Origin of the sequence: Ruegeria sp. SCP11 (assembly GCF_040329455.1) — a bacterium.
GTDB classification, from domain to species: domain Bacteria; phylum Pseudomonadota; class Alphaproteobacteria; order Rhodobacterales; family Rhodobacteraceae; genus Ruegeria; species Ruegeria atlantica_E.
In genome coordinates this window covers 128,177-143,349 of record NZ_JBDZYG010000010.1, presented here as the reverse complement: position 1 = coordinate 143,349, position 15,173 = coordinate 128,177, and the positions used below count along the sequence as shown (strand labels likewise).

The following is a 15,173-nucleotide window of genomic DNA, read 5'->3' as shown; positions in this document are numbered from 1 at the left end:
CCAAGTTACATCAATAAAGTATCAGAGCCAGTAGACCAAGCCGAACTCTGATAGTTACGGCAGAAGATCGGAGGCCTGGCTAAACCCGGTCAGATCAAAGCCGAACGTGATCGGCTCACCCAACGCGTTCTGCGCCTCAACCCGCAACTGAGCGCCCGCGCGCATCTTTGAAATCCAGTCTGCCGAGACAGGAGAACGAGCAAAGCAGCCCTGTGCTTCGCAGGTCAGAAACTCGAGCTCTGCAACTTGTGCGTCATCGACCTTGGCCACCAGACCCTCTGAAAACAGTAATCCGAACGGCAAGGTTAAAACGGCCTCGGTTTCGTCTTTGCCGGCGGTTTTGACAAAGGCAACCGATGCCAACCTCTGATTGTTTTCACTCAGAACGATGCTTTGGGTCATTTCGCAGACCAGCTCAGTTCCGTTCACCATATTGCTGCAATTGACTGACCAAAGCGGTGCAGTGCCGTCTTGCGCGGCAAGCGGTTGCACCAAACCCAGTGATATCCCCAAGGCGCATACCCATTTTTTCATACTGCTGTCCTCATTTTTTAGAATTGTACTCCAAGCCCTAGACCGACTTGCAAAGCCTCGGTTGAATCTCCGAACATGTGATCCAGACTTAGATTGATAAAGCTGCTGTCATCCAGAGCAAACAGCCCCAACCGAGCCGACACCAACCCATGTGCGTTACCGATATAGCTGGTGTTTGCAAACCCGCCATCGGCGGCGCTGGCACCGTCAAATCCGGCCAACACCGACACAGTATCATCGGATGAGATGATTGCCCCTGCCCTGAAACTGGCGCGCAGTTTTTGTGTTGAACTCAGGATCTGTTCCGTTCCGATTTCCAATGAAGGCACCAGCGAGTAAATCATATCGCTGTCGTCTTGCAGAACAACGCCCGACAGTGTTGCATCACCGTTGCTTTCCGTCGCCAGTCGCATTGCGTCAACGGCAATCTCGGGCCTCAGATAAGAGTTGCCAGCAGCGAGCCGGTGATCATAAGCAAAGCTCAGCCGCAGGTTCTGGTGGTTCATTTTATGTTTGATCGCACTGACACCAACCGTATCGACGATGGTTCCATTGGGCAGCGTACCCCGAACCCCTCCGGCGCTAAGCGTATCATAGTCCGACCAACCTGCCGACAGCATAGCCGCGAACTCCCACGCTCCAGTGTATTTGGTCAGCGACGCGCCTAGATTGAACCGGTCGCCAGTCGCATTGTACTGCGATCCGTCTTGCAGGCTCATCTGGTCATAACCGACGGCAAATCCTGCAAACAGCTCATCCCCAACTGGCAACCGAACGCCTGCAGTCAGGTTGGTACTGTTGATGTCCAATTCATTGTAGAAGCTGGTCTGTTCGCGGTCATAAAAGGATCGTCCACCAGAGAACCAGAGGCAATTGCGCGGATCATCACCGATTTGATAATCAGTGAAGCGCTCGCAATTGTGCAGAGCATCTGCAAACACTCGGGTGCCGTAGTAAGCATCCACCGCGTCTGATGCGTATCCAGCCGTTGACAGGCTGTCGATCGCGGCGATGACGTCAGCTTCGTTTTGCATGTTTCCGATCAACGCAAGCAGTTCGCCTTGCGGTATCGTCCCCTGCCCGTTCAAGACCCGGTTAATGTAGTCACCTATGGCTGCCTGGTTCGGGTTCATGTTCCGAGTCGAATAGTCAGGCGTAATCACCAGATCGATCGAGCTGCCGTCAGAAGTAACACCGTTCAAGCCAATGGAGTAATCCAGAACCACCGTATCCTCGATCGTCGTACCTGCGTCTGCCGCAGTTCCGTCGGGGTTAATTATGACCAGCGGCAAGGCCCGTTGCAGCGTGTTCAGTTGCGGCATCAAAGTACCGCCTATGGTAGCATCTCCGGTCGCGTTAATAAGGTCGCTGTTGCCGCCCGACGCGCCGGAGGTCAGGAAATACACGTCGAAGATCGACGTTGCTGATGCACCAAAGTTCAGGCTCCCGGTCAGGTTCAGGGTCTGGCTGACATTGCCGGTGAAGGTAAAGTCACTGGCCTGCACTGTTGAGGTCAAAGGCGTCGTCATACCCAGGTCAGCCCCCAATACAAGCTCGCCGTCGATCTGCATCAGCCCGGTTGCACCCAGATTGACCGTATCCAACGCATAGAAAGTCGCGCCGTCTTCAATTGTCAGCCCGTTTGTTCCTCCGCCAAGGTTCAGGTTGCCCAAGGCAGCGCCCGCAAGCGAGATCTGCTCATTGCCGTCACCGCCATTTACCAGTTGGTCATTTCCAGCGATCAACAGAGTGCGTTCGGATAGGGTCAGCGCGTTGTCGGCGCCACCGTCCACAACGATTGAGGCAACAGCATCAGCTTGTCCCGTGCCACCCATGACCACGCCATCAAACCCAAGGGTTATTGCCCCGGCCCCGTCGCGCCCTTCGGATTGTGCAAGAATGCTGATACCACCTTCGCCAACCGACAGGATGTTGCCGGTTAAGGCCATGTCGATAGCACCACCGGAACCAACACCCCCAGCGGCGCCTCGGAAGATAGAGTCCACAATACCTCCGCCACCGCCCAGCGATTGCGCCACGACACCGATTGCGTTTTCGCCGGTCGTCACGATGTTGCCGGATTGCGAGAAGCTGATGTCACCACCGTCACCACCATTGGCGGTTGACAGGTTCACGGTGACTTGGCTGGGGTCCATGTCAGTTGCGACCAGGCCGCCGCCGCCACCAATGCTTTGAAGGACAAACCCGTGTGACCCGATACCGCTGGTCGTCACGTCTCCGACATTGGTGAACTCAATGTTACCGCCGTCCCCGGTCGAGTCGTCCTGTGCGCCCAGTGTCACATCCACGAAGCCGAGACCCGAGATTACGACTTCGCCACCGCCTGCACCGATACTCTGGACGCTTTGCCCATAGGATGCGTTACCACTGGTGAACACGTTGCCGTTCAGAGAAAGGTCGATATCGCCACCATCGTTTCTGAAACTTGGATCAGAACCCAGGATGACAGAGGCCGCTTTTTCGATGCCAGCTTGACCGTCGCCATTGCTGTTCAGCACCAACTTGCCGCCGCCGCCGCCGATAGACTGCACCGCACCGGCTGATGAGAACGCTCCGTCAGTGCCAACATCACCCGTTCGGCTTCCGTCCACATTACCGCCGCTGGCGTCATCCGTGTTAATCGCACCCAAACGCGCGGTGATATCGATACTATCACCGTCCTGAACATCTACCGTGGTGGCCGCAGTGCCGCCGCCGCCGCCAACGCTCTGCAGCATCAAGGCTGTCGACCTGTCGCTTGTCGTCGCGATGTTGCCATTGTGGGACTGCGTCACCTGGCTGCCCGCAGTGCCCGACACCTCATCACCACCCAGGGCGATTTCGCTGCTGACAACGCTGCCGGTTGTGCCTGTGCCAGATGTCTTAAAATTGACAGTGGTATCAACATTCCCGCCGCCGCCGTTCACCGACTGCGCGAACACTGCTTCGCTGCCTGTGCCGTTCACCAGAATATCGCCGGTAGAATTGACGACCACCGTGCCAACCGATCCGGTCGCCCCTTCACGCGCCCCTAGTGCTTGAGAGATTACGTAATCCAACGCAGAGACCAGCGGAGACGACACCGAATACCCGGCATTACCGCCACCGCCGCCGACGGATTGCGCATAGATGCCGAACCCGTTTTCCGCGTTCACGACAATCGAGCCAGTGTGGTTAACCGTGACGTCACCACCATCCGATCCCGATCCTCCCGATCCGCCAATGGCGATCTTGGAGTACGACTTGCCGGTCATAGTGTTCTTGAGGTCGTTAACATCCATAGCAACGGCCAGCCCACCATTGCCGCCACCGCCGCCAACGGATTGAGCAAAGATGCCATAGGCACTTGCACCTTCCACCCGGATATCCCCGGTATTCGTTACCGCCACGTTACCCGCAACATTACCGCTGCCGCCCGAACCACCGATATTCAATTGAGCGGTGGGCGAGCTGCTGTCGCCGGTCTTCAGCCTCAGAGTTCCGGTGATTGAGCTGCCGCCATTACCGCCGCCGCCGCCGACAGATTGCGCAAAGATGCCGTGTGCGCCTTCTCCGGTCGTCACAATCGTACCGTCGTTGGTTACGACCACGTTGCTGCCGGTGCCTCCAATACCACCCGATCCGCCAAGGCCGAATTGCAACGCCCGACGGGTGCTGGCCTCGGCGCCGCCATAGCGTCCATCGACCGAAATCGTCGATCCGCCATTGCCTCCGCCGCCGCCGACGGATTGGGCAAAAATACCGTGGCTTTCCTTGCCCGTGGTCAGGATGTTGCCGTCAACTTCGTTGGTCACGGTCACAGTGCTGCCAGATCCACCCGTACCGCCGGTGCCGCCGATCAGAATAGCGTTGGTTGTGGACCCTTCCGAGGAGCGGCCAAGAATAATGTTGCGCACCTGCTGGGCATCGCCTCCGCCTCCACCCACGGACTGCGCATAGATACCAATGGACTTGTCACCAGTGGTTTGGATCACATCGCGGTTGGTCACCGAAACTGCTGCAGAGGTCGCGCCGGTGCCACCATTTCCGCCAATCGAAATGGTCGCTGTGTTGCCGATCTCTTTGCGCAGGTTGATGATGCGGTTTTCCACCAGACCACCCATTCCGCCCCCGCCGCCCACGGATTGCGCATAGATAGCATGCGCCATCGTGCCCGTCGTAGTGATCATGCCGTCATTCACAACGGTCACAGTGCCCGAGGTCATGCCATCTCCGCCGGTGCCCCCGATATTGATCGAAGCTGCCGTCCCCACGGTTGACGGGTTGACGAAGGACTTGATCGTATCAAGGTTGCCCTGACCAGCCTGCACCATGCCGCCGGTGCCGCCTGCGCCGCCCACCGATTGCGCCAATAGGCCGATCGAGCGTTCCCCCAGCGTTGCAATTCGCGCGGAACTGGTCACGTCGACCACGCCACCAATGCCTCCGGTGCCGCCAGTGCCGCCGATGGAAAGTGATGCCGAAATGCCGCCACCAGCAGAGTTGCTGGCCTTGCCGCCATTACCGCCGCCGCCGCCCACGGATTGAGCGAACACCGCATGGGCGTCGTCGCCTTCCGTGACCACGGTGCCCGCGACCACGGATGTGACGTCACCCGCCGCGCCGCCAGTGCCGCCCGCTAAACCGACCGAAACGCTTGCCTTGTTGCCTTTGCTGTCACCAGTTTTTGGCGTTCCGATGCTGGCCGAAATCGAGGACGAGTTGCCGCCACCATTGCCGATAGATTGGGCAAAGAACCCGTAGGAACGGTCACCGGACGTGCTGACAATACCGTCTGAGCTGGCATAAACATCACCGCCACTGCCGCCGGTGCCTCCGGTCCGGCCGATCTGGATGTTGACGTTGCCACCATCCACCGAGGTCGAAGCCGAGTTGTAGCCCGCATTGCCGCCACCGCCACCAACGGACTGCGCAAACAGCCCGTGGGAATCCGCGCCGAGTGTAGTGATGTCGCCGGTATTACGCACATCTACGGACCCGCCGATGCCGCCTTCACCCGTCCCGCCGCCAACGGCCAAGCCAAAACCTTTGTTGGTTTGATCCGAGGAAAGTTCATACGCAAATGCCAAGTTTAGCGCCGCGTTACCACCGCCGCCGCCAATGGATTGGCCGAATACACCGTGACTGCTGTCCTGTTTCGTAAGGATATCGCCGTAGTGGTCAATATCGACCGTACCGCCATCGCCTGCAGTTCCGGCATCGCCACCAATTGCGATCACCGCCGACATACCGGTTTTGGTACCAGAGGAATCCGCCGGGTTCACCTTGCCTTCAAGCTCGTCCAGAACGGCATTGTAATTTGCGATCACCGAGTCATCGACGCCTGAATTGGTCGGCGTCTTACGGTCGGTTGAATCGCCGGTGCCACCATTGCTTTGGCTGCCGGTGGTTTTGCTGATACCCACGACCGCATTGATCCCGGCGTCGCCGCCACCGCCGCCGATGCTCGAAGCTTCGATACCGTGCGAACCAACACCATCTGTCGTGATGGTGCCCGCCGCAGCAGCAGATGTGCCGCGCGCTACTGTAACGTCGCCTGCGTCTCCACCGCCGCCGCCAAAGCCACCGATGCCCATGGCGATGGGAGAGCTGTCTTTGGTTCCCACGAAGGTCGCGTTGATGCCGCCAGTACCGCCACCGCCGCCGATGCTTTGGGCAAAAATACCTCGGGCGTGATAGCCGTTTGTGGCGATATTTCCGGTTTGGGTGACAGACACGTCACCGGCATCCGCGCCGATACCGCCGTGGCCGCCCAGACCTCCTACGATGCTCAGGTCAGTCTTGCCGTCAGAGTTGTTGGAATCGCCATAGTTCAACTGTCCGGTCACGTTCAGCGCGCCATTGCCGCCACCGCCCGCGATGGATTGGGCCAAAACGCCGTGTTTCCAATTGCCAGCGACCGATACAGTACCCGCATGGTTCACGGTCACACCACCCGACACATTGCCGTCGCCACCAAATCCACCAACACCGAATGTAACCGACGGGATCTTTCCGTCTTTGCTGAGTGCAATCCCACCCGACACATTAAGGCCGCCATTGCCGCCTCCGCCGCCGATGGATTGTGCCAACAGACCCGCCGAGCCGTCGGTATCCGGCTTCTCTTCGTTAAAGACGCCCATATCAATGAACAGACGCTCCAGCCCGTAAGTCGAGGCCAGTTCCTCAGTCTCATCTACGATTGTGTCGCCAAGGAAGTCGCGCAGTTTGTCTTCAAAGGTCGTTTCGTCGGGGATCGAGATATCGTCAGGGTTCGTCGTGACTGTAATATCCGCCTGGGACGTTACGGTGACGTCACCCGCCGTACCACCGTCGCCCGCGAACCCACCAACCCCCACGATCAGAGTGCTGTCGGAAACGATCCCGCCGGATACGTTCAGACCGCCATTACCGCCGCCACCGCCGACCGATTGCGCCAGCAGACCGGATTGTCCGGTGCCATGCGCCATGATCGTGCTGCCTGCGCCAATGTTGACATCCACGTTTGCAGCGTCACCGCCGCCGCCGCCAAAGCCGCCGACACCCACGACAACGGCATAGGACTTGCTGCTGTCTGTTTGGCCTGCGCCCGGCTTGCCACTGATCGCAATGCCGCCGGAGACATTTGTGCCACCATCACCACCGCCTCCGCCGATCGATTGGGCGATGATACCACTGGCACCTTTGCTTTCGTCGACTTCAAACGTGCCGTCGGATTGCTCCACCATCGGTACGGCTTGTATATTGCCGGTATAATCCAGATCGACCGCACTTGCGTTGCCACCCGATCCGCCAAAACCTCCAACACCCGCCGCGACCGAGAAGATTGTGTCCGATCCCGAAGGCTTGGTCAGCGCCAGCGTGCCCGAGATGTTCACGCCGCCGGCGCCACCGCCGCCACCAAGGCTTTGAGCAAACAGGCCATGTCCGCCGTCACCCGCAGTGACCACGTCGCCTTCCACGTCCAGTGTGACTGCGCCGGCGTCGCCGCCACCGCCACCGAAGCCCCCGAGCCCCAGACCAACCGCCGCACCGGACTTGCCGGTCAGATTCACAGCGCCCGAGACATTGAGGCCACCATTTCCGCCCCCGCCGCCGACGGATTGGGCCATGACACCGATACTGTCTACGCCCGTTGTGACCACCGAAGTCGTCACGCTGCCGTCGGTGCTGGACCGCAAGGTACTGATCACTTCGCCAGCATTGCCCGCGCCACCGCCGAAGCCGCCAACGCCAAGACTGATCGCGCCACCGTTTTGTTGAGTGATCCCCAGAGTGGCCGAGATATTCGTGCCACCATTGCCACCGCCCCCGCCGAGGCTTTGGGTCAAGACAGCGGTGCTGCGGTCTCCACTGGTGAGAACGCCACCAGTGACCGTCGACTGTACCAATGAACCGGCGTTTGCGCCACCGCCACCAAACCCGCCGACGCCAATACCTACCGCCGCGTTTGTAGAGCGCGATAGCGACAGCGCCGCCGAGATATTAGTGCCGCCATTACCGCCACCGCCACCGAGGCTTTGCGTCAAGATGCCAATTGAATCGTCGCCAGCCGTCGACACATTACCAGTGACTCGCTGCGTAACACTGTCAGCTGCACCTCCGCTGCCGCCAAAGCCACCAACGCCGATCCCGAGACCGCCAGAGAAGTTGCTCGCTACAGAGATCGCGCCGGAGATATTCGTTGCGCCATTGCCTCCACCGCCGCCCAAGCTTTGCGCGATGATACCTGCGGAGCGAGCACCCGAAGTACTCACATTGCCATCGAAGGTATTGTCGACCACTGCGCTGGTGCCACCGTCGCCGCCAAAGCCACCGACACCTATTCCCGCCGCGCCTGACCCTGTGCGGGCAATGCTGAGGGCGCCGGAGATGTTGACGCCACCATTACCGCCGCCACCGCCGACCGACTGAACCAGTACACCCGTTGCGTTTTCACCTGTCGTGGTAACATCGCCAGTGACCGACCCGGTCGCCGAGCTGGCATTGCCGCCGTCTCCACCGGACCCACCGATCCCTACACCAACCGCGCCGCCGCCCGTTCCGGAAAGGTTCACGGCAGCCGAGACATTCAGCCCACCGTTCCCACCGCCGCCTGCCGCGGACTGCACCAGAACACCGCCGGAATTGTCACCAGCCGTGCTTACATTGCCAATTACAGTGCCAGTGGCGGTATCCGAGTTACCGCCGTCGCCGCCACTTCCGCCAAGGCCAACCGACGCACCACCGCTGCCGGTCCCTGCAACCGTGACCGTGGCCGAGACATTCATGCCGCCATTGCCGCCCCCGCCGCCAAGGCTCTGCACGATGACACCGCCGGACTCATCTCCCTGTGTTGATACGTTGCCGGTCAGGGTGGCCTCAGCCGTGCCACCATTTCCGCCGGTGCCGGACGCACCACCCAGACCGACAGATGCTCCACCAGAGCCTGTACCCGCCGCGGCAACCGCGACCGAGATGTTCATTCCCCCGTTGCCACCGCCGCCGCCAACGGATTGCGCCAGAAGACCACTGGATGTGTCTCCCAGCGTTATAAGGTTTCCAGTGGCGTTCGCTGTAACAGCAGAGGCATCACCACCGCCGGTTCCGCGCCCGCCCAGACCCACGGCCGCCGCGCCCGAGCCGGTTCCTGCGCCACCCACCGAAGCCGAGACGTTAAACCCGCCATTGCCGCCGCCACCGCCGATCGACTGTGCAACGACCGCGCTCGACTGTGCGCCTTCGGTCTGAACGCTGTTCTGAACCGTCAAGCCCACGATGCCGCCATTTCCGCCTCTGCCGCCAGATCCGCCCAGTCCGACGCTGATAGCACCAGATCCTGTGCCAGCACCCGCGAGAGCAGGAGAAACATTAAATCCACCGTTACCGCCGCCGCCGCCGACGGACTGCGCCAGAATGCCAACCGATGCATCACCTTTGGTCACAACATTGGCCGTGGATCTTGCGGTGACCTGACTGCCGTCACCGCCGCCGTCGCCCGAGCCACCCAAGCCGACAGAGACCGAACCGGCACCCGTCCCAGCCCCAGACAGCGTCGGAGCCACATTAAACCCACCGTTGCCACCGCCGCCGCCAATCGACTGCGCGACAAAGCCGCTTGAGGCAAACCCGTCCGTCAGGATCGTTCCGTTGGAAGTCAAAGTGACATTGCCACCTTTACCTCCGGTGTCGCCGGAACCGCCCAGCCCAACGCTAACTGCTCCGCTGGCCGTTCCCGCACCGGACAAGACGGGAGCAACGTTGAAGCCGCCATTGCCACCGCCACCACCGATGGACTGCGCCACGACGCCCGAAGATTGATCACCTCGCGTTTCGACCGCATTGTTGGAAGTGGCGATTACGGTATTGCCGTCGCCACCGCCGCGGCCAGAGCCGCCAAGCCCCACGGACACAGCACCACCAGCGGTACCCGACCCCTGAACTGAAGCGCTGACATTGAACCCACCATTGCCACCGCCGCCACCGATTGACTGGGCAAGGAAGGCCGTCGCCGAGTCCCTTTGGGTCAGGATCGTTCCGCCTGATGTCAGCGAGACCGTGCCCCCATTACCTCCACCAGCGCCGGTACCGCCCAACCCAACGCTGACTGCGCCGGATCCGACGCCCGCACCTGCTCCTGTGCCGGAGACGTTAAAGCCGCCATTGCCGCCGCCGCCGCCGATGGATTGTGCAACAATACCCGAAGAACGATCTCCAGCCGTGACGATGGAGTTTGTTGTCGTCAGATTGACCGAACCGCCAACCGCTCCACTGCCACCGTCGCCACCAAGCCCGACCGAAACTGCACCGCTTGCCACCCCGGCACCTGCCAAAGAAGCGCTGACATTGAACCCACCGTTACCGCCACCGCCGCCGACAGACTGCGCCAGAACGGCCGTCGCGTCCGCTCCGCCAGTACTTACAGAGCCAGTCACTCGTCCAGTCACCGATTGTCCGATACCGCCGCCGGATCCGCCGCCGCCCAGGCCTACTGTGACGGCTCCGCCCCCTGCCCCGGCACCTGCGATCCCTGCCGTGACGTTAAAGCCGCCATTGCCGCCACCGCCGCCGATGGATTGGAACACAACGCCGCTGGAATTGTCTGAAATCGTTGTGACGTTGCCAGCCACCTGGCCTTCCACCACGCCACCGTTACCACCAACAGAGCCATTACCACCCAGTCCGACGCCGATAGATCCTGCCCCGGCGCCTGCAGCTGCAACACCTGCGGTGACGTTAAAGCCGCCATTGCCGCCACCGCCACCAATCGATTGGATAACAACCCCGGTTGAACGCAGCCCTTCGGTACGCACATCACCATTTACGCGTACACCGGTGACATTGCCGCCAATTCCGCCGCTGCCGCCATCACCACCAAGCCCGACGTCAACCGTCCCAGCACCCGCGCCGCCCGCAGCCAGGCCCGCGGCAACACTGAAACCGCCGTTGCCACCACCACCACCGATGGATTGCACCACGACGGCCCCGGAGTCGTCACCTCGTGTCGTAACATCTGCGTCAACCTGAGCAGTCACTGCCCCGCCAGCGCCGCCGCCGCCCGCTTGACCGCCGAGGGCAACACTGACTGATCCGGCCGCTGCACCGCCAATATCAGCGCTGGCCCCTATGCTGTAACCGCCGTTCCCGCCACCGCCGCCAACAGACTGCGCGACCACACCGCTAGAGAAGGCTCCGCTGGTCTCAATAGTGTTGCCGCCCGCGATCAGAGTGACGTCGCCACCAATTCCTGCGCCACCGCCGTCGCCGCCAACACCAACATTGATTCCGACCGCCGCGCCACCGCTTGCACTAATACCAGCAGCGATGCCGCCACCGCCATTACCACCACCGCCACCAACGGATTGCGCGATCATCGCGCTGGAATTTGTACCCGTCGTGGCGACATCCGCTTTGGTATAGACCTGTACGTCACCGCCATTTCCGGCGCTGCCCGCTTGTCCGCCAATTCCCACCGAAACATTGCCGGAAAACAGTGCCGAGGCGCCTCCGGTCGCAGCAACGGCCAGACCACCATTACCTCCGCCGCCACCAACGGACTGGAACAACATACCTGTCGAGCGGTTTCCGGTCGTGACAACTGTGCCTTCGAACCCCGAAGCCGTTGCAACACCACTGCTGTTGAATTGGCCAACCGTAACAGTTCCGCCTTTGCCACCCGCGCTGCCGTCGCCGCCAACACCAACAGCAAGAGAGCCCGATACCGGGCCGCCCGAAACTGCAACAGAAACTGCGTACCCTCCGTTACCGCCGCCGCCGCCAACGGATTGCAGCATGACACCGATCGCATCGTCGCCTCCGGTCTGCACCGAAGCAGAACCGCTGCCGCTGATCGACACATCCCCTCCGTCGCCGCCATTTCCTGCAGAGCCGCCGACTGACACCGAGGCCGCGCCAAACGCCCCAACGGCCACCGACACTGCACCGCCGCCATTGCCCCCGCCGCCACCGACGGATTGCGCGAACACCCCTGTTGAACGGTCACCCGATGTCTGGATGGCAGAAGGCTGACTGCTGTCGGTGTTGGACAGAGTAACGTTGACGTCACCGCCTTTACCTCCGGCCCCGCCATCGCCGCCGATGGCCACGCCCACGAATGCACCGACCGAACCGGATGAGCCGCCGTTGCCACCGCCACCGCCGATGGACTGGGCCAATATGCCCATCGCATCGTCGCCGTCCGTCGTAATGATCCCGTCATTAACGATGGTGACTGTCGAACCGGACCCACCTCCACTGCCGCTCCCTCCGACCGACACCATGCCGCCGGACGAGCCTCCATCACCACCGCCACCACCGATGGACTGCGCGATGATACCCCGAGCACCGTCGTCGCCGGTTACGATTTGTCCGTAATTTCTTACGCTGACTGCGGCACCTGTACCCCCCTTGGACCCGGTCCCGCCAATTGCGACCAAGCCATAGGAGTTCGCGCCGGTCCCACCGCTACCGCCAATCGACTGCGCCATGACCCCGTCAGAACCTTTGCCTGAGGTCAGAATACTGCCGCTGCCCTGAACCGTGACGCTGACCGTATTGCCGCTGCCACCATTCGACCCAACACCGCCCAAAGAAAGCGAAACCAATCCACCCGCAGTGCCACCCGAACCGCCGCCGCCGCCAATCGACTGGGCTACAATCCCGCGCGAAAAGTCACCCTGTGTCTCTATCGCTCCGGCATGAGAGACCGAGACCACGCCGCCGTTGCCGCCATTATCCGCGCCGCCAATCAATGATACCAACAGGTTGCCGCTGGTACCCGCGGACCCGCCCGAGCCCCCGATGGACTGCGCGTAGATACCGTTTGCATAGTCGCCCGTTGTCAGAATGCTTCCGGTCGACGCCGTGTTCACCGTGACGGTGCCGCCGCTGCCGCCATAGCCGCCGTCACCAGAAGATCCAACCAGCCCCCACTGCGATCCGCCATTACCACCGTTATTAGAAACGCTCAGCGCGTAGATACCGTCGGCCGAGTCTCCGGATGTAGAAATCGTACCCCGCTGGGTAACGGTTACATTGCCGCCATCTGCCGAGTGCCCTCCGGTTCCGCCACCCGGAGCAGCAAAACCGCTGCCGCCGTCTCCTGCTTTTCCGCTTTTGCTGAATGCGAAAATACCCTCGTTGTTGGTACCTGAGGTTTGGATCGTACTGCTGCTGGATTGCGTCGCGTTGACCGTCCCCCCTTTGCCGCCATCGCCACCATCGCGCCCGTCCCAAAAACTCAGATATGAATCGCCACCGTCGCCGCCGTCGCCGCCGACGCTGCCGACCTGCCAGCCAATATTGCTCGTGGCGTTGACGTCACTGCTCAGTGTCTTTGTCTGCGTTGGGCCAGTCGCGCCGTCGCCGCCCGAGCTTGGTGGCACAACCAACGCGCCGTCACGCCCGTTGCTACCATCCTGACCGTAGACAACTTGGCTCACCCCATTTGGCCCTGAAACATCTTCAGGCGGAGTCACAGCACCGGGAGTGCCTGAGCTGTTGAAGCTGCTGTTATACTGCGACAGGGTCAGCTGCGTGGATAAACTGGCCGTTCCAGTCGCGCCAGAGTTGCTGATTTGAGCGGTTGTTCCGCTAATAGAAACAATCTCAAATGCAAGTGGAGGATTGTCGGAATTGTAGATTGTGTCGCCGGCGTCTTTGACCAAAAAAACGTAGCCATCCGCGGTCTCGACAAAGGCTGTTGTACCGGCCGTAGGTGTCGAAGCCGGGTCAACAATCAGCGCGCTGACGGTGGTATCTTCACCTGTCACCGGGTTGGTTACAGTGTCGCCAACCTTGGAGTCTGCCGTCGGTGCGGCAAGTAATGGTGTTGAAATCAAAGCGTAAAAAGACGCCGCCAAAAGCAAACTTGATTTCTTTGTCACCCTTGCACCCCGCAAACAATATAACCAAAAAATGGGGGCAAGCCGCGTTCGCGCAGAACGGCAACCTACAAGGCGAACTCTCCCCATCACACCTCGCCGCAGGATAAACGCAAGATTAAGGGGAGAATTCGATTAAAGTTCTCTCTTTAGGAGTTACTTGCCGCCCATTGCTTAAATGCAACAATTTGGTGCTTCTTTTATGTCATTTTGATATTCAACCCAAGGCTGAAAAAATTTCGAACCCCCAATAGCCCATTCAAGCAAAGTGTGCGGCTCGGAATTTCAGCCTAAAAGTGCTTCGATTTTAGCAAGCGTTGCGGTACTCACCGCCACGCCTTCCGTATCAGCGAGTTGCCGCTTGGCTCGACGTCCATCGCCGGGAATATGCGCCCCTTCCTGAGATCGGATGGCCTCTACAAGGTTTAAAACACCACTTTCAAACAGGCCGTTCGCAGTGACACCGGGATCGATCGCGATGAAGAACTGGCCAGTTCTTGGAGGGCCGCCCGCTGTACCGGAAAAAGGCGACGCATTGATCCCTAACGTGGCACCCGTCAGAGCCGCCGCCAGGAGTTCTGTCATAAGCGCAACCCCCACCCCTTTGTAACCGCCTGATGGGGCCATCGACCCTTTTAAGCCCACTGCGGGGTCGGTTGTCGGGTTACCATCCGGGTCCAGCGCCCACCCGACCGGGATAGGTTTACCCTCGCGCGCATGTTTCATGACTTCGCTCTTGGCGATGGTGCTGGCGCTTTGGTCAATCAGTAGCGCGGGCTGCCCGTCCGAACCCGGCACTGCAATGGAAAACGGATTGGTTCCGACAACGGGCTTCGAGCCGCCCGAAGGCGCAATTGAAGCGGGGGCATTTGTAAAGCCCAACGCGACCAGTCCGGCCTGCGCGAGCCGATAGGTGTGATAGCCTAAGACTCCGCAGTTATAGCTGTTTTTCACAGCCAGAACCGCCACGCCTTGTTCACGGGCTGCGGGGATTAAAGTCTGAAAGCCCAGATCAATCGCGGGGTGGGCAAATCCAGTCGCTGCATCGACGGTCACAACCCCCGGCTTGGGCCGTTCCAGCACCGGCGTGGCTTGACCATCGACCTTCCCACACTGCACATGCTCGCAATAAATTGGGATGTAGGCCAACCCATGACTTGCGACGCCATCGGCTTCGGTCGCCGCTGTAGCCTGTGCGAGTGGTCGCGCGTTAGCGTCGGCAGTACCAGCAGCCAACAAAGCGCGGAAGGACAGGTCTTCGATTTCAGACAAGCTAAGAGTCCGTGTTTCGCTCACTTT

Annotated in this window: 3 protein-coding genes; all 3 read right to left on the bottom strand. The window is 60.5% G+C overall.

Annotated features, from left to right (window positions below; all coding sequences use genetic code 11):
• Positions 1 to 54: 54 nt before the first annotated feature.
• On the bottom strand, positions 55 to 534 hold the full coding sequence (locus ABLN94_RS16285) for an invasion associated locus B family protein (RefSeq protein ID WP_352994207.1): 480 nt from the start codon (positions 532 to 534) through the stop codon (positions 55 to 57).
• 17 nt (positions 535 to 551) lie between these two features.
• The gene (locus ABLN94_RS16280) at positions 552 to 13,877 is read right to left on the bottom strand and encodes an autotransporter outer membrane beta-barrel domain-containing protein (protein WP_352994204.1); all 13,326 of its coding nucleotides are present in this window, start codon (positions 13,875 to 13,877) and stop codon (positions 552 to 554) included.
• 282 nt (positions 13,878 to 14,159) lie between these two features.
• The gene (locus ABLN94_RS16275) at positions 14,160 to 15,170 is read right to left on the bottom strand and encodes an Ldh family oxidoreductase (protein ID WP_352994201.1); all 1,011 of its coding nucleotides are present in this window, start codon (positions 15,168 to 15,170) and stop codon (positions 14,160 to 14,162) included.
• Positions 15,171 to 15,173 lie beyond the last annotated feature (3 nt).

Excerpts from the sequence above, each read along its gene's own strand:
- ABLN94_RS16285 (WP_352994207.1), bottom strand. The coding sequence starts at position 534 with ATGAAAAAATGGGTATGCGCCTTGGGGATATCACTGGGTTTGGTGCAA.